Origin of the sequence: Streptomyces mirabilis (genome assembly GCF_018310535.1) — a bacterium.
In the GTDB taxonomy this organism is placed as follows: Bacteria; Actinomycetota; Actinomycetes; order Streptomycetales; family Streptomycetaceae; genus Streptomyces.
Genome location: NZ_CP074102.1, coordinates 599,600 through 615,118 on the forward strand (window position 1 = coordinate 599,600; position 15,519 = coordinate 615,118).

Annotated in this window: 13 protein-coding genes; 4 read left to right on the forward strand and 9 right to left on the reverse strand. The window is 70.0% G+C overall.

Annotation, left to right across the window (positions count from 1 at the left end; all coding sequences use genetic code 11):
- Positions 1–7 precede the first annotated feature (7 nt).
- The 7 genes from SMIR_RS02715 to SMIR_RS02745 form a co-directional block, all read right to left on the reverse strand.
- Positions 8–2,512 (reverse strand): PQQ-dependent sugar dehydrogenase, encoded by a 2,505-nt coding sequence (locus SMIR_RS02715; RefSeq protein WP_211118861.1) that lies wholly within the window; start codon positions 2,510–2,512, stop codon positions 8–10.
- A gap of 80 nt (positions 2,513–2,592) precedes the next feature.
- On the reverse strand, positions 2,593–3,597 hold the full coding sequence (locus tag SMIR_RS02720; protein WP_168497593.1) for a sugar phosphate isomerase/epimerase family protein: 1,005 nt from the start codon (positions 3,595–3,597) through the stop codon (positions 2,593–2,595).
- Between the two features lie 13 nt (positions 3,598–3,610).
- Positions 3,611–4,915: a Gfo/Idh/MocA family protein gene (locus tag SMIR_RS02725; RefSeq protein ID WP_168497591.1), complete on the reverse strand. Its 1,305-nt coding sequence runs from the start codon at positions 4,913–4,915 to the stop codon at positions 3,611–3,613.
- 52 nt (positions 4,916–4,967) lie between these two features.
- The gene (locus SMIR_RS02730) at positions 4,968–6,026 is read right to left on the reverse strand and encodes a substrate-binding domain-containing protein (RefSeq protein ID WP_168497589.1); all 1,059 of its coding nucleotides are present in this window, start codon (positions 6,024–6,026) and stop codon (positions 4,968–4,970) included.
- Between the two features lie 20 nt (positions 6,027–6,046).
- Positions 6,047–7,069 carry an ABC transporter permease gene (locus SMIR_RS02735; protein ID WP_212726407.1) on the reverse strand — a complete coding sequence of 341 codons (1,023 nt, stop codon included), beginning with the start codon at positions 7,067–7,069 and terminating at the stop codon, positions 6,047–6,049.
- Entirely contained in the window at positions 7,066–8,583 is a 1,518-nt protein-coding gene (locus SMIR_RS02740; RefSeq protein ID WP_212726408.1) for a sugar ABC transporter ATP-binding protein, read from the reverse strand. The genes SMIR_RS02735 and SMIR_RS02740 overlap by 4 nt, the downstream gene beginning before the upstream one ends.
- Before the next feature lie 178 nt (positions 8,584–8,761).
- Positions 8,762–9,943 carry an ROK family transcriptional regulator gene (locus tag SMIR_RS02745; RefSeq protein WP_101401898.1) on the reverse strand — a complete coding sequence of 394 codons (1,182 nt, stop codon included), beginning with the start codon at positions 9,941–9,943 and terminating at the stop codon, positions 8,762–8,764.
- A gap of 329 nt (positions 9,944–10,272) precedes the next feature.
- Between SMIR_RS02745 and SMIR_RS02750 the strand changes: the two genes are divergently transcribed.
- The 4 genes from SMIR_RS02750 (at position 10,273) to SMIR_RS02765 (ending at position 13,622) form a co-directional block, all read left to right on the forward strand.
- Positions 10,273–11,421, forward strand: a complete 1,149-nt coding sequence (locus SMIR_RS02750; protein WP_249938327.1) for a low temperature requirement protein A — start codon at positions 10,273–10,275, stop codon at positions 11,419–11,421.
- A 74-nt stretch (positions 11,422–11,495) separates the two neighbouring features.
- Positions 11,496–11,951, forward strand: coding sequence for a DUF4231 domain-containing protein (locus tag SMIR_RS02755; RefSeq protein ID WP_101403902.1), 456 nt, complete (start codon positions 11,496–11,498; stop codon positions 11,949–11,951).
- 9 nt (positions 11,952–11,960) lie between these two features.
- A complete protein-coding gene (locus tag SMIR_RS02760; RefSeq protein WP_168497581.1) occupies positions 11,961–13,322 on the forward strand; it encodes a toll/interleukin-1 receptor domain-containing protein in 1,362 nt (453 codons plus the stop codon).
- Positions 13,323–13,325: 3 nt separating this feature from the next.
- A complete protein-coding gene (locus tag SMIR_RS02765) occupies positions 13,326–13,622 on the forward strand; it encodes a RyR domain-containing protein (protein WP_168497579.1) in 297 nt (98 codons plus the stop codon).
- Positions 13,623–13,681: 59 nt separating this feature from the next.
- Here SMIR_RS02765 and SMIR_RS02770 read toward each other — a convergent pair whose 3' ends face one another.
- Together SMIR_RS02770 and SMIR_RS02775 are read right to left on the reverse strand one after the other, a co-directional pair.
- On the reverse strand, positions 13,682–14,359 hold the full coding sequence (locus SMIR_RS02770; RefSeq protein ID WP_168497577.1) for a GntR family transcriptional regulator: 678 nt from the start codon (positions 14,357–14,359) through the stop codon (positions 13,682–13,684).
- A 162-nt stretch (positions 14,360–14,521) separates the two neighbouring features.
- Positions 14,522–15,469 (reverse strand): beta-ketoacyl-ACP synthase III, encoded by a 948-nt coding sequence (locus SMIR_RS02775; protein ID WP_212726410.1) that lies wholly within the window; start codon positions 15,467–15,469, stop codon positions 14,522–14,524.
- Positions 15,470–15,519 lie beyond the last annotated feature (50 nt).

Below are 15,519 nucleotides of genomic sequence, written 5' to 3' on the forward strand. Positions count from 1 at the left end.
CCCCCCGTCAGCTCGTCGTGAAGGTGAAGTCGTCCACGTCGTAGAGCGCTCCGGTGCCGCTTCCCTTGAAGACGAGGTAGAGCGTGGTGGTGCCGCGCGGGGCGTGCGCGAGATCGGCGCTCACGTCCTGGAAGGTGTCCCAGCCGCCCGTCACCGGTACGGTCGCCCGGCCCAGCGTGCGGCCGGTCGGGGAGCCCGCGCGGATCTCGAGGGTGCCGCCCGCGCCGGCGGAGGACACGCGTGCCGTGACCTTCTTGGCGTCGCTCAGGGAGTAGGGCGTGAAGGAGATCCAGTCGCCGTTGTCGATGTCGCCGACGGTCTTGCCGCCGTGTGCGGTGGTCTTCGACTGGACGGTGATGCCGGAGGCCTTGCCGTAGTGCTCGGCCTGGCGGTGCTTGGGCTGGAGCACGTTCTGGTCGTGGGTGGTCAGCGGGGCCTGGCCGCCGCCTCCGCCGTCGGTGTACTCGGCGTCGAGGACTCCGAAGATGTTGGCGTCCTGGTCGTGGCCGCCGTCGGCACTGGTCTGGAGGGTGCCGGAGCAGCCGTTCGCCGAGGTGAGCGGGTGGCCGTGACTGTCGTGGCCGAGGATGAAGGTGACCTTCACCTTGGCGCAGTCGATCGCTCGGCCGTCCTCGGGGTCGGTGACCTTCACCTTGAACGGCACGGGGTCGCCGAAGCTGAACAGCTGGCCGTCACTCGGTTGTTCGATCACGACCTTGGGTGCGGTGTTGCCGACCACGATCTGCACGCTCGCGCTGCCGGTGCGGCCGGTCGCGTCCTTGGCAGTCACCGTCGCCGTGTAGGTGCCGTTCGTCTTGTACGTGTGGGACGGGTTCGCCGCCGTCGACGAGCCGCCGTCGCCGAAGTCCCAGCTGTAGGTGAGGGCGTCGCCGTCCGCGTCGGACGAACCGGCCGAGGAGAACTGGACCTTGAGCGATGCCTGCCCCGAGGTGCGGTCGGCCGCGGCCTGGGCGACGGGCGAGTGGCCGTCGGTGGCGTTCTCGATGCGGTAGAGACCCGAATTCTCGTCGCCGCCGAACCAGGCGGTGCCGTAGTCGAGGACGTACAGGGCGCCGTCCGGTCCGAACGCCATGTCCATCACCTGCGTGCCGGTCCATGGCACGGAGTTGATGGACTGCACCGTACCCGCGGAGTCGCTCGCGATGCGCTTGATCCAGCGGCGGCCGAACTCTCCGGCAAAGAAGTTCCCGTCGTACGCCTGCGGGAACTTCACGGGCGAGTCGAGCGAGGCGTCGTAGTGGTAGACCGGGCCGCCCATCGGGGACTCCGAGCCGCTGCCGAACTCCGGGACGGAAGCGCCGTCGTAGGGGATCCAGGCGGGCTGAGCCGGGGGCAGGTCCGTCAGTCCCGTGTTGTGCGGGGAGGTGTTCTTCGGGGCGTTGCAGTCGAAGGCGGCGCCGGAGGTCTTCGTCGCGAAGTCGTAGTCCACGTAGGCGTCGTTCTTGCCCGTGCAGTACGGCCAGCCGAAGTTGCCTGGGCCGGTGACGCGGGCGAACTCGACCTGGCCGCCGGGGCCGCGCGCCGGATCGGCCGCGCCCGCGTCGGGGCCGTAGTCACCGACGTAGACGATGCCCGTCGCCTTGTCGACGCTGAAGCGGAACGGGTTGCGGAAGCCCATCGCGTAGATCTCGGGGCGCGTCTTGTCCGTGCCGGGCGGGAAGAGGTTGCCGTCGGGGATGGAGTACGAGCCGTCGGCGTTGACCTTGATGCGCAGGATCTTGCCGCGCAGGTCGTTGGTGTTGCCGGCCGAGCGCTGGGCGTCGAAGACCGGGTTGCGGTCGGGGCGCTCGTCGATGGGCGTGAAGCCGTCGGACTGGAAGGGGTTGGAGTCGTCCCCGGTCGACAGGTACAGGTTGCCCGCCGCGTCGAAGTCGATGTCGCCGCCGACGTGGCAGCAGATGCCGCGGGTGGCCTGGACGTCGAGGATCTTCTTCTCGCTGGCGGTGTCGAGGGTGCCGTCCGTCTTGAGGACGAAGCGGGAGAGACGGTTGACGCCGTCGAAGGGTGCGAAGTCGGCCGCCGTGCCCGTCTCGGGGGCGTCGCCCGCCGGGGTGTTCAGGGGCGGCGCGTAGTAGAGGTAGATGAAGCGGTTGTCGGCGAAGCCCGGGTCTATGCCGACGCCCTGCAGGCCTTCCTCGTCGTGCGTGTAGACGTCGAGCTTGCCCGCGAGCCTGGTGTTTCCGGCCGCGTCGGTGAGGCGGAGTTCGCCGTCGCGCGAGGTGTGCAGGACCGAGCGGTCGGGGAGCACGGCGAGCGACATGGGCTCGCCGACCTCGGGCTCGCCCTTGGCGAGGGTGACCTGCTGGAAGTCCTCGGCCGCTGCCGTGTTCCCCGGGTCGGCGACGGCTGCGCCGGCCGGAGGTGCGGTGAGGGTGAGCGAGGCGGCCGCGAGCAGCGCGCCGCTCAGCAGGGCGAGCGCTCGGCGGAATGCGGGGCGTCGTCTGTGGGTCTCGGTTCTGTCGGTGCGGGTGGCGCGGTCTTTCCCGTGCACGAATGCCTCCAGAAAGGGGCTGGTTGTACGAGCGGGTGCTTGCGCCGGGGTGCGCCGTCACCCCGGAGACACAGGAGAAGTCAGTCGTTGCCGCCGAACGCCGCGTCGAAGGATGCGGACGGCGGCTCGAAGTCGTACGCCTTGAGACGGGCCAGGGCCTCGGGTGCGCCCTGGAGCCGGTCCATGCCGGCGTCCTCCCACTCGACCGAGATGGGGCCCGTGTAGTCGATGGAGCGGAGCATGCGGAAGACGTCCTCCCAGGGGACGTCGCCGTGCCCGGCCGACACGAAGTCCCACCCGCGCCGGGGATCGCCCCAGGGCAGGTGCGAGCCGAGACGGCCATTGCGGCCGTCGAGCCGCTTGCGGGCTTCCTTGCAGTCGACGTGGTAGATGCGGTCGCGGAAGTCGTAGAGGAAGCCGACCGGGTCCAGGTCCTGCCAGACGAAGTGCGAGGGGTCGAAGTTCAGTCCGAACGCCGGTCGGTGGTCGACTGCCTTGAGTGCGAGCTGTGTTGTCCAGTAGTCGTAGGCGATCTCGCTCGGGTGTACCTCGTGCGCGAACCGCACGCCCTGCGCGTCGAAGACGTCCAGGATGGGGTTCCAGCGCATCGCGAAGTCCTCGTAGCCGCGCGCGATCATCGACTCGGGGGCGGGCGGGAACATCGCGACCAGGTGCCAGATCGCCGAGCCGGTGAAGCCGACGACGGTGTCGACGCCGAAGGCCGCCGCGGCGCGCGCGGTGTCGGCGATCTCGGCGGCGGCCCGCTGCCGTACGCCCTCGGGTTCGCCGTCACCCCAGATCCGGGCGGGCAGGATCGCCTGGTGCCGCTCGTCGATGATGGCGTCGCAGACGGCCTGGCCGACCAGGTGGTTGGAGATCGCCCAGCACTTGAGGCCGTACTTGTCGAAAAGCGCGTGCCGGGAGTCGATGTACGAGGGGTCCGCGAGCGCCTTGTCGACCTCGAAGTGGTCTCCCCAGCAGGCGAGTTCGAGGCCGTCGTAGCCGAAGTCCCGGGCGAGACGGCAGACCTCTTCGAGGGGCAGGTCAGCCCACTGGCCGGTGAAGAGTGTGAAGGTGCGCGGCATGTCCGGGGCCTCCTCAGACCGCGATGGGTGTGTAGACGGAGTTCTTCTCGGCGCTCTCCTCCACCGCCGCGAGGACGCGCTGTACGCGCAGCCCGTCGGCGAAGGACGGTTCCGGGCGGCTGCCCGCGGCGATGGCCCGCACCAGGTCGCGGGCCTGGTGGGTGAAGGTGTGCTCATAGCCCAGGCCGTGGCCCGGCGGCCACCAGGCGTCCAGGTAGGGGTGGTCGGGCTCGGTGACGAGGATCCGGCGGAAGCCCGCGTGCGTGCCGGGCTCGGTGTGGTCGTGGTACGAGAGTTCGTTGAGCCGTTCCAGGTCGAAGGCGAGCGAGCCGCGCTCGCCGTTGAGTTCGATGCGCAGGGAGTTCTTGCGCCCGGTCGCGAAGCGGGACGCCTCGAAGGAGGCGAGGGCGCCGGAGGCGAAGCGGCCGGTGAACAGCGCGGCATCGTCGACGGTGACCGTGCCGACGCCCCCCGCCCGCGGGCTCGCCCCCGATACGGCGGACAGTCCGCTCGACACTCCGCCGGGCAGCGGGCGCTCCCTTACGAACGTCTCGGTGAGCGCGGAGACCCCGACGACCGGCTCGCCCGCCAGGTACTGGGCGAGGTCGACGATGTGGGCCCCGAGGTCGCCGAGCGCGCCCGATCCCGCGAGCTCCTTGCGCAGTCGCCAGGTGAGCGGGAAGTCCGGGTCCACCAGCCAGTCCTGAAGGTACGTCACCCGCACGTGTCGCAGGGCTCCGAGCCGCCCCTCGGCGACCATCTTCCGGGCGAGTGAAGTCGCGGGCGCTCGGCGGTAGTTGAAGCCGACCATGGACACCTGGCCGCGGGCGAAGGCTGCCTCGGCGGCCTCCGTCATCGCCTCCGCCTCCTCGACCGTGTTCGCGAGGGGCTTCTCGCACAGTACGTGTTTGCCGGCGGCCAGGGCGGCGAGGGCGATCTCGGCATGGCTGTCGCCGGGGGTGCAGATGTCGACGAGGTCGACGTCGTCCCGGGCGATCAGCGTCCGCCAGTCGGTCTCGGACGCCGCCCAGCCGTGCCGGTCGGCCATGGCCCGCACCGCGCTCGCGTCCCGGCCGCAGACGGCGGCGAGGACCGGGCTGCGCGGCAGGTCGAAGACGCGGCCCACGGTACGCCAGCCCTGGGAGTGGGCGGCGCCCATGAAGGCGTAACCGACCATGCCCACGCCGAGCGTCGGCCTACCCGCGTTCGCCCCGGCCGCCTTCGCCCCGGGCCCGGAAGCGAGCCCCGCTTCGGCCCCGGGCCCGGCGACGAACCCCGCCTCCACCCCGGCTGCCTCGCCCTGGTGCGGCTGTCCCATACGGATGTCCTCCTCGTCGTCGTGACGCTGTGGGGGGTGTGAGCGGGGCGGATCACCTGAAGCCGGTGGCCATGTACTGGCCGACGTTGTCCTTGTCGACGACGGTCGAGTAGAGCGTGAGCGAGACCGGGATCTCGAACTCGGCGAGCCCTCCGATCCCCTTGCCCTGACCGAGCGCGCGAGCGAGGTCGATCGCGGAGGCGGCCATGGTCGGCGGGTAGAGGACGGTGGCCTTCAGGACGCTGTTGTCGGCCTGGATGGCCTGGAAGGCGGAGAGCGCGCCCGCGCCGCCGACCATCAGGAAGTCCTCGCGCCCGGCCTGCTTGATGGCGCGCAGTGCGCCCACGCCCTGGTCGTCGTCGTGGTTCCACAGGGCGTCGAACTTCGGCTGGGCCTGGAGGAGTTGGGCCATCTTGGCCTGACCGGACTCGACGGTGAAGTCGGCGGCCTGACGGGCGACCTTCTTGATGTTGGGGTAGTTCTTCAGCGCCGCGTCGAAGCCCTGGGTGCGCTGCTTGGTGAGTTCCAGGTTGTCGAGCCCGGCGAGTTCGATGACTTTGGCGTCCTGCTTGTCCTTCAGCTTCTCGCCGATGTAGTGGCCGGCGCTGAGGCCCATGCCGTAGTTGTCGCCGCCGATCCAACAGCGGTACGCCTGTGGGGTGTTGAAGATCCGGTCGAGGTTGACGACCGGAATGCCCGCGCGCATCGCCTTCAGGCCGACCTGGGTGAGCGCCTTGCCGTCGGCGGGCAGCACCACGAGGACGTCGACCTTCTTGTTGATCAGTGTCTCGATCTGGCCGATCTGCGCGGCCGTGTCGTTGGAGCCCTCGGTGATCTCCAGCGTCACGTCCGAGTACTTCTTGGCGCGGCTCTTGGCGTTGTCGTTGATCGCGTTGAGCCAGCCGTGGTCGGCCTGCGGGCCCGCGAACCCGATGGTGATGTGCTTGCCGGGCTTGTCGTCGGCGGCCGGCCGGGTGTCCGCGGCCGTCTTCTCGTCCTTGGTGTCGTTGCTGGTGCACCCGACCAGGAGGGCGCCGGCCGAGGCGGCGGCGGTCCCGAAGAGGAGTCCTCTGCGGCTCGTGAAGCTGGTGGAGCGCGTGGATTCTGGCATGGCGGTGGGCCCTTCCCGTGTCAGGTGCTGGTTGCTGCCGTACGCCGCTGGACCAGGACCGCGGCGACGATGATCGCGCCCTTGGCGATCTGCTGGACGTCGCTCTGCAGGTTGTTCAGCGCGAAGATGTTGGTGATCGTGGTGAAGATCAGGACACCGAGCACCGAGCCGGTGATGGTGCCGCGGCCCCCGCTGAGCAGGGTCCCGCCGATGATCGCGGCGGCGATGGCGTCGAGTTCGTACAGGTTCCCGTTGGTGTTCTGGCCGGAGCCGGACAGGATGATCAGCAGGAAGGCGGCGATGCCGCAGCACAGTCCGGAGAGCAGGTAGAGGTACAGCCGCTGGCGCCGTACGTCGATGCCGGCGAGCCGGGCCGCCTCCGCGTTGCCGCCGACGGCGACCGTGCGGCGGCCGAAGGTGGTGCGGTTGAGAATCAGCCAGCCGATGATCGTGACGACGGCGAAGACCAGTACCAGCGGCGGGATGCCGAGGATGTACGAGTCGCGTTCGCCGAGCTTCAGGATCCCGTCGATGGTGACGATCTGGGTCTTGCCGTCGGTGATCTGGAGGGCGAGGCCGCGGGCCGAGGCGAGCATGGCGAGCGTCGCGATGAACGGGACCATCCCGCCGTAGGCGATGAGCAGGCCGTTGACCAGGCCGCAGCCCACGCCGACGAGCACCGCGGTGAAGAGGATGCCCGCGAAGCCGTACTCCTGGGTGGCGACCGTCGTGGCCCACACCGAGGACAGCGCGACGATCGCGCCGACCGACAGGTCGATGCCGCCGGAGGTGATGACGAAGGTCATGCCGACGGTGACGACGCCGATCACCGAGGCCTGGGTGAGGACGAGTTGGAGGTTGCGGGTGTCGAGGAACTCGTCGGGCTTGGTGATGCCGCCGATGACGATCAAGGCGACTAGCACTCCGAGCAGCGAGAGGGTGCGGACGTCGGCGCGAGCCGCGAGGGTCCGCCACGCGGGGAGTTCGCCCATCGGCGGCACCTTTTCGGTGCTGCCCCGGGGCGGGGACACGGGCTGCGTCATGACGCCGGGCTTCCTTCCATGACAAGGTCGAGTACGCGGTGTTCGTCGAGCTCCTGGGCGGGCGCCATGTGCACGACGCGGCCCTCCCTGAGCACCAGCACGCGGTCGGCGAGTCCCAGCACCTCGGGCACCTCGCTCGACACGAGCAGCACGGCGAGGCCCTCGTCGGCGAGGCGGCGGATGACCGCGTACAGCTCCGCGCGGGCACCGACGTCGACACCGCGGGTCGGTTCGTCGAGGAGCAGGACGCGGCAGCCGCGCAGCAGCCAGCGGGCCAGGACGGCCTTCTGCTGGTTGCCGCCGGACAGCGTCCGGACCGGGACGGACGGGTTGTCGGGGCGCAGCGACAGCTCACGTGTCGCTGCGCGGGCGGCGCCTCGCTCGGCGCTCCGGTCGATCCAACCCCCGTGCGAGAAGCGGGACATGGAGGACACGGACACATTGCGGGTGACGGACTCCAGCATCAGCAGGCCCTGCGCCTTGCGCTCCTCGGGGGCGAGTCCGAGTCCGGCGCGGACGGCGGCGCGTACGCTTCCGGGCCGCAACACTCTCCCGTCGACGCTGACTTGACCGGCCGTCGACTTGCGGGCCCCGTAGATCGTCTCCAGGATCTCGGAGCGCCCGGAGCCGACGAGCCCGGCCAGGCCGACGATCTCACCGGGGCACAGTTCGAGGTCGAGGGGCTCGAACTCGCCTGCCCGTGCGAGTCCTTGGACTCTGAGCACCGGCTCGGACGTGGGCTGACGCGTGGGCCGTTGCGGGAAGACGTACTCGACGTTGCGGCCCGTCATCAGCGCCACCACCTCGCGGGTCGGGGTGGACTTCGCGGGCAGTCCGCCCGCCACCGCGCGGCCGTCCTTCAGTACGGTCACCCGGTCGCCGATGCGGCGGATCTCCTCCAGCCGGTGCGAGATGTAGACGACGGCGACGCCGTCCGCGGTGAGGTCGCCGACGATACGGAAGAGGTTGTCGACCTCGTCGGGGTCGAGGGCGGCGGACGGCTCGTCCATGACGATGAGGCGTACGTCGTGGGAGAGTGCCCGCGCCATGGAGACGATCTGCTGCTGGGCGGCCGACAGCTCACCGACGAGCCGTGCCGGGTCGATCTCCGGATGGCCGAGTCGGCGTAGCAACTGCGCCGTTGACGCCTTGGCCGCCTTTCCCCGTACGACGAAACCGGCGGCGGTGGGTTCATGGCCGAGGTGGACGTTCTCGGCCACCGACAGGCCCTCCACCAGGTCCAGTTCCTGGTAGATGGTGGCGATACCGAGGCGCATGGCGGCGATCGGGGAGCGGAGCGTGACGGGTTCGCCGCGCCAGCCGATGGTGCCGCCGTCGGGCTGGTGGGCGCCGGCCAGAACCTTGATGAGGGTGGACTTTCCGGCCCCGTTCTGGCCGAGCAGACAGTGCACCTCGCCGGTCTGGACGTCGAGGTCGACGCCGTCGAGGGCCCGGACTCCGGGGAACGACTTGGTGATGCCGGACATGGTGAGCAGCGGTGTTTCTGGTGCCATGACGGTTCCCCTTGGCGGGCGTGCGGGCCGGTTTCAGGGCGGTGCGTCCGCGGAGCGGGCGTTTTCGGGCAGGGCAGAGCAGGGCGCTGTACAGGTGGGGTGGCTTTGGTGAGCTGACTTTGGTGAGGTGACTTCTGGTGCGGCTCTGGCAGGAGTGCTTCGTGCGGCTCTGGCAGGGTTACGCGGGCGAGAACAAGTGGTCGCTGATGAGCCGGGCCGCGCCGATGACCCCGGCGGTCGGTCCCAACTCCCCGAGCACGATGGGCAGGTTGCCGGTCGCCAGCGGCAGTGACTGGCGGTACACCTGGGTGCGGATGGCGGCGAGCAGCGTGTGGCCGAGGCCGGTGACGCCGCCGCCGATCACCACCAGGCCCGGGTTGAAGAACGAGACGAGGCCGGCGATGACCTGCCCCGTGCGGTTGCCGCCCTCGCGGATCAGCGCGAGAGCGGTGGCGTCGCCCGCGGCGGCCGCGGCGGCGACGTCGACGGCGCTCAGCGTGCCCGCCGCCTCCAGCCGTGCGGCAAGCTCAGCCGAAAGCCCCTGCTGGGCGGCCTCCGTGGCGTCCCGGGCGAGCGCGGCCCCGCTGAAGTGGGCCTCCAGGCAGCCCCTGTTGCCGCAGGCGCACGGACGCCCGTCGGGTACGGCCTGGATGTGCCCGATGTCGCCGGCGCTGCCCGTCGTACCGCGGTAGACCTCACCGCCGACGACGATGCCGCAGCCGATACCAGTGCCGATCTTGACGCAGAGGAAGTCGCCCACGGAGCGTGCGACGCCCGCGTGCTGTTCCCCCATGGCCATCAGGTTCACGTCGTTGTCGACCATGACGGGGCAGCCCAGGTCCTGGCTGAGCGCCTCGCGGACCGGGAAGCCGTCCCAGCCGGGCATGATCGGCGGTGCGACCGGAACGCCCTCGGGGAAGCGGACCGGACCCGGGACGCCGATCCCGGCGCCGTCGAATCCCTCCGCGAGCCCCGATGACCTCAACTTGGCTGCCATGGCCAGGACTTGCTCGAAGACGGCGACCGGTCCCTCGCGGACGTCCATGGGCTGGTTGATGTGGCCCAGGACCTCCAGCTCGGCGTTGGTGACGGCCACGTCGATCGAGGTGGCCCCGATGTCGATGCCGAGGAAGCGCAGCGCAGGGGCGAGCCGGATGTTGTGGGAGCGGCGGCCGCCGCGGGATGCGGCGAGGCCGTCGGCGACCACGAGTCCGGTCTCCAGGAGCCGTTCCACCTCGACGGCCAGCTTCGACCGGGAGAGGTCGACCTGATCGCCCAGCTGGGCACGGGAGTTGGGGCCGCCGTCGCGCAGCAGGCGCAGCAGTCGCGCCTGGTGCGCGTTCGCGGGTCGTGCCGTCATGCGTCTCACGAGCCCCTCCCCGCCTCAATCGGCCAGTGTCCAACGGGTTTTGGCCACATCACCGTGGCTTGCTTTCGATGGGAACGTAGCAGCGGCTGCCGGGAGTGGGAAGAAGTTGCGCAGAGATTGCTGTCAACTTTCTCCACTGAGTGGACAAAGCAAGGTCCGGGAGCGGCGGCTAGGACGCCGCATACGATCTCCCTACGGATCGTGTCAGGGGGACGCACATGAGCACGGCAGCGGACGGACCAAGACCCGCGGCAGCGGACGGACCACATCGGCCGGCAGCCGACGAACCACGTCAACAGGCCGCGGACGGAACACATCCCGTGCCGGCGGCGGAGCCGGAACGCAGAGTCAGCACCCTGGAACTCTTCTTCGACCTGGTCTTCGTCTTCACGCTCACCCAGCTCACCGTGATGCTGACCGCCGACCTGTCGTTCGCCACGGCGGGGCACGTCGCACTGATCTTCGTTGTGCTGTTCTGGATGTACGGCGCCTACGCGTACCTCACCAACCAGGTGCCGCCCGACCGCCCCTCACGCCGCATCCTGCTGATGCTGGGCATGGCGTCCTTCCTGGTCTGCGCGCTGGCCATCCCGCGCGCCTTCGACGACGGCGGGGTCGTCTTCGGCCTCGGCTTCCTGGCCGTCGTCCTTGTGCACAGCACGCTCTACACGCGCAGCCACGGCCGGGACGTCATCTGGTACGCGGTGCCGAACTCCCTCGCCGCACTGTCGGTGACGGCCGCGGGACTCTTCGACGGACTCGCCGCGGACGGGCTGTGGCTGCTCGCGCTGGTGCTGCAGTTCGTCACGCCGTTCCTGGCCGAGCACGGTCCGCGCCGCCGGGACGGGCGCGAAGCAGCCTTTCTGCGCGCCCAGTTGGGCGGCCTCGACCCGGCGCACTTCGTGGAACGGCACGGGCTGTTGCTGATCGTCGCGTTCGGCGAGTCCGTCATCGCGATCGGCATCGGCATCGGCGATCTGCCGTTCACGGCCAATGTGTTCGGCGGAGCCTTCCTGGCCCTCGCGCTGGCGAGCGCGCTGTGGTGGACATACTTCGTGCGCGACGAGGACCGCGCGGAGGCCGTGTTCGCCGCGACCCCGCAGGACCGCCGCTGGCGGCTCGCGATGAACGCGTACTACTACGCCTTCCTGCCCATGCTGCTCGGCATCGCCTATCTCGCGGCGGGCGTGAAGAAGTCGCTGGGGCACCTCACGGAGCAACTGCACACCGGTCCCGCCGTCGCGGTCGCGGGCGGGGTGGCGCTGTTCCTCGCCGGGGACGTGGCGTTCCGTGCGGTGCTGCGACTGACACCGCTGGCCTACCGGGCCACGACCGTACCGATCGCCCTGGCAACCGCTCTGCTCGGCACCCACCTGTCGGCACTCGCCCAACTCATCGCCCTGGTCGCCCTGTTGGTGACCATGCTGACGGTCGAGGCGCGTTGGGCCGAGCGGGATTCAGCCAGGTGACCGCGCGGCTACGCTGTCCCTGCGGACAGGAGTGGTCGTCACGTCCGCGTGGTCGTCAAGTGCTGGGGGAGCGCATGGTGCCGGAGACCTCGCGCGAGGAGTTCCCTGATCCCGGCTATGCCCTGGGCATCGCCAACGGGTCCTACGAGTGGTATCGGGCCGCCGCCATCAAGGCCCGCAGGTACTTCCGGCTGACCGATGTCCTGCAGCTGGTCCTCTCCGCGGCCATTCCGGTGTCGGCGGTCATGGTGCCGGGGAACGCGCGGTTGCCCGCGGTGCTGGGCGGCCTGGTCGTGGTCATCACCGGGCTGCGCTCCACCTTCCACTGGCAGGACGACTATCTTCGCTTCAGCCAGGCCCGTGAGGCCGTCGAGGCGGAGCGTCGGCTGTATTTGACAGGCTCCAGGCCGTACGACGACGAGAGCACCCGGGACAGGAACCTCGCCGCGAGTGTGTCGCGGATCGAACAGCGGGAAATGGGCACCTGGGTTCAGCTCGCGAGCCCGCGCAACGAGTCCACGGGGAAGTGAAGAGCGGTCATGGTCGCGGCACGACGGATTCCCACCTACTTCAGCCACAGCTATCGGCGGGAAGACCGCGATGTGAACGAGTTCTTCTGGCGCGCCTTCGAGGCGCACGGATTCGGGTTCACGGTCGACCCGAAGTCCGCCGGCGCGCTGTCGACCTGTCATCTGGAGATGATGATGCGGCGCAGTGCCTGCTTCGTCGGCGTGGTCACCCTGCGCCGGGATCAGCCCGCCTACAAGTGTTCGCCGTTCGTCGTCTACGAGTACGGACTGGCGGCCCGGGTGCTGGCGGCCCGGGCGATCAAACCCCTGCTGGTCTTCGTCGAGAAGGGCGTCCCCGGTTATCACTTCCCGAACGTCCAGGAGCGGTTCATCTTCGACCGGGACGAGCTGGACACGTACGACGGCTTCGAACAGCCGATCCGGCAGCTCGCCCTCAAGGCGCGGGGTTACTCCTCCGCGGGCGATCAACTCGTCGGCGAGGTGGGGCTCGCGGTACCCGACACTCCCGCCTACCGGGCGGCGAAGCCCCTGATCACGCAGACCCTGGCGAAGTTCGGGTACGCCGTCAAAGAGGTGAAGGTCGATTTCACGGATCCGGCGGAGATCCCCCTCCAGCTCGACCCGCTCGACTTCGTCGTCATCGACATCAGTGACCATGAGCCTCTTGACCGGCTCTTCCACCTGCTTCTCGGCCGGTCCATCCCGACCCTGAACGTGATCCACCACGACCCCGCGAACGGTCCGCGGCCCCGGGTCCCGGACCTGGTCGTGGGCGAGACCCTGCGCCACGCCACCTTCGAGCAGGATCCCGTGCTGTGGTGGAACAGCCCCGGTGAATTCGCCGCCCGGCTGGAACAGCAACTGGAGCGGTTCGACCTCCCCCGGCAGCAGTTCCGCAACCTCGACGAGGGGATCGGCTACATCCGCAGCACCGGCCGCGCCGACGGCAAGATTTTCCTCAGCACGGCGGGACCGGACGACGCGCTGTCACGCGAGGTCGGACGTGCCCTCAAGCTCCAGAACTTCACCTTCTTCCACTACGTGTACAACAACACGATCCCGCGCGGCTCGAAATGGCAGGACCGGCTGGAGCAGCAGCTCGCGGCCAGCCAGGTGTTCGTCCCGCTGGTGAGTCAGGCCTATTGGCGCAGCGAGTGGTGCCGACGCGAATTGGCGACCGCGCGTCGGCTCAGCGACGAGGGGCGGCTGACCATCATTCCCTATTTCCTCGACGGCAGTTCCGAGGAACTGATTCCCGAGCAGGGCGCCGACATCTCCGACCTGACCGAGGCCGAGCGGGTCGCCCTGATCGTCCAGGACATGGACGGCTTCTTCACCGGTCAGATCGCCTCCGACTACTCCGGAACGTGAGGCATGGCAGAGAACGGCTGGACGCCCGCTCCCCTCGACACCAGCGGGATCGAACTCGACGCAGGCCTGCTGGCGCTCGTCGAGGAACTGGCGGAGAACGCGCATGCCCGCTGGGCTCGGCGCCGCTTCGCGGAAGGCTGGCGTCCCGGTGCGGAGCGCAGCGACACCGCGCTGACTCATCCCCTCCTCGTCCCCTACCCGGAGCTACCGGAGCCGGAGAAGGAGTACGACCGGGAGCTCGCCGTGGAGACCCTCAAGGTCGTCCTCGGCCTCGGGTACCGCATCGTCCCCCCGGCGTAGACCGCGGCACAGCGCCCCACACGGTGACGGCAGGCGGCGCCGGTCGGTCGAAAACGGGGTCAGGACCGTTCGCGCTCGTGGTACGTCTTGCGCGTGTGTTCCGTGTGGGCGCGCATGACCTGGGTGGCGCGGGGTTCGTCGCGGGCGGCGATGGCCGCGATGAGGTCGCGGTGCTCGATCCAGGACTGGTGGCCGCGCTGCCGGGCGACCGGGGTGTAGTACCAGCGGACCCGGCGGTCGACCTGGGCGGCCAGCTCGGCGAGGACCGTGTTGCCCGCGAGTTCCATGACCTTCGCGTGGAAGCGGGCATTCATCGCGACCGCGCCGTCCACGTCGTCGGCGGCGACCGCACGCTCGCCCTCGGCGCACAGTTCCTCGAGTGCGGTGATGCCGGCGGTGCCCGCGTTGGCGGCGGCGAGCCGGGCGGCCTCGGCCTCCAGCAGCGTACGGACCGTGAGGAGCTGGTCGGCCTCCTCCTCGGTCGGCTCGTGCACGAAGGCGCCCTGGGCGGGCCGAAGATCGACCCACCCCTCCGTGTTCAGCCGCTGGAGCGCCTCGCGGACCGGCTGCCGGGAGACGCCGAGATGCCCGGCGAGCTCGCTCTCGACCAGGTGCTGGCCCGGCTGGAGGGCGCGGGTCGTGATGAGTTCGAGCAGCGCCTCGTAGACGCGGTCGCGCAGCGGGCCGGGCCGCTCGAGCTTGGGCACCGCCCCCGGCGGCAGTCCTGTCGACAACATCGCGGTCCCCTCCTGCCGAGCCATCCCGTCACCGCCACCGTCGCCGTCACCGGACAGCAGGTGTCAACAGACAGTATCGATTGTCTTTCGTCTACAGTCTACGGCGCACCATGGCCAGGCCCGGGGAGAGTCGGACGCGTCACACCCGGGTGTCCGCGCACGTCAGGGGCAGCGGACGACCTGCCCCGCGTACGAGAGGTTGCCGCCGAAGCCGAAGAGGAGCACCGGGTCGCCGGTGCTGATCTCGCCGCGTTCGACGAGCTTGGAGAAGGCGAGCGGGATGCTGGCGGCGGAGGTGTTCCCGGAGTCGACCACGTCACGCGCGACGACGGCGTTCACGGCGCCGATCTTCGCGGCGAGGGGTTCGATGATGCGTAGGTTCGCCTGGTGCAGAACGACCGCGGCGAGGTCCTCGGGCGCGAGCCCGGCCCGCTCGCAGGCCTGCCGGGCGATCGCCGGGAGTCGTGTCGTCGCCCAGCGGTAGACGCTCTGCCCCTCCTGCGCGAACCGCGGGGGCGTGCCCTCGATGCGTACGGCGTGCCCCATCTCGGGCACCGATCCCCACAGCACCGGCCCGATGCCGGGCTCGGCGCCGGGGGCGGCGGCCTCGACCACCGCGGCCCCCGCCCCGTCCCCGACGAGGACACAGGTCGTACGGTCGCTCCAGTCCGTGACCTCGGACATCTTGTCCGCGCCGATGACGAGGGCGCGGGTCGCCGCCCCCGCGCGCACGGCGTGGTCGGCGGTGGCGAGCGCGTGCGTGAAGCCCGCGCAGACCACGTTGACGTCCATCGCGGCCGGGGAGGGGACGCCGAGGCGGGCGGCGACCCGGGCGGCCATGTTCGGGGAGCGGTCGATCGCTGTGGAGGTCGCGACCAGTACCAGGTCGATGTCGCCCGAGGTCAGACCGGCCGCCGCGAGCGCTTTGGCCGCGGCGTGCGCGGCCAGCTCGTCCACGGGCTCGTCGGGACCGGCGATGTGGCGCGTGCGGATGCCCACCCGGCTCGTGATCCACTCGTCACTGGTGTCGACCAGGCCCGCCAGGTCCTCGTTGGTGAGTACCTTGGCGGGCTGGTAGTGGCCGACGGCCGCGATGCGTGAGCCGTTCATTGGGGGGTCTCCCTCATTGCCTTGGGTAGGGGGATCCTCCAGTCTGATCA

What these genes read in the sequence shown, in the direction of transcription:
- SMIR_RS02720 (WP_168497593.1), bottom strand. Translation starts at nt 3,597, where the DNA reads ATGCCGCGCACCTTCACACTCTTCACCGGCCAGTGGGCTGACCTGCCC.
- SMIR_RS02725 (WP_168497591.1), bottom strand. Translation starts at nt 4,915, where the DNA reads ATGGGACAGCCGCACCAGGGCGAGGCAGCCGGGGTGGAGGCGGGGTTC.
- SMIR_RS02730 (WP_168497589.1), bottom strand. Translation starts at nt 6,026, where the DNA reads ATGCCAGAATCCACGCGCTCCACCAGCTTCACGAGCCGCAGAGGACTC.
- SMIR_RS02735 (WP_212726407.1), bottom strand. Translation starts at nt 7,069, where the DNA reads ATGACGCAGCCCGTGTCCCCGCCCCGGGGCAGCACCGAAAAGGTGCCG.
- SMIR_RS02740 (WP_212726408.1), bottom strand. Translation starts at nt 8,583, where the DNA reads ATGGCACCAGAAACACCGCTGCTCACCATGTCCGGCATCACCAAGTCG.
- SMIR_RS02745 (WP_101401898.1), bottom strand. Translation starts at nt 9,943, where the DNA reads ATGACGGCACGACCCGCGAACGCGCACCAGGCGCGACTGCTGCGCCTG.
- SMIR_RS02755 (WP_101403902.1), top strand. Translation starts at nt 11,496, where the DNA reads ATGGTGCCGGAGACCTCGCGCGAGGAGTTCCCTGATCCCGGCTATGCC.
- SMIR_RS02760 (WP_168497581.1), top strand. Translation starts at nt 11,961, where the DNA reads ATGGTCGCGGCACGACGGATTCCCACCTACTTCAGCCACAGCTATCGG.
- SMIR_RS02765 (WP_168497579.1), top strand. Translation starts at nt 13,326, where the DNA reads ATGGCAGAGAACGGCTGGACGCCCGCTCCCCTCGACACCAGCGGGATC.
- SMIR_RS02770 (WP_168497577.1), bottom strand. Translation starts at nt 14,359, where the DNA reads ATGTTGTCGACAGGACTGCCGCCGGGGGCGGTGCCCAAGCTCGAGCGG.
- SMIR_RS02775 (WP_212726410.1), bottom strand. Translation starts at nt 15,469, where the DNA reads ATGAACGGCTCACGCATCGCGGCCGTCGGCCACTACCAGCCCGCCAAG.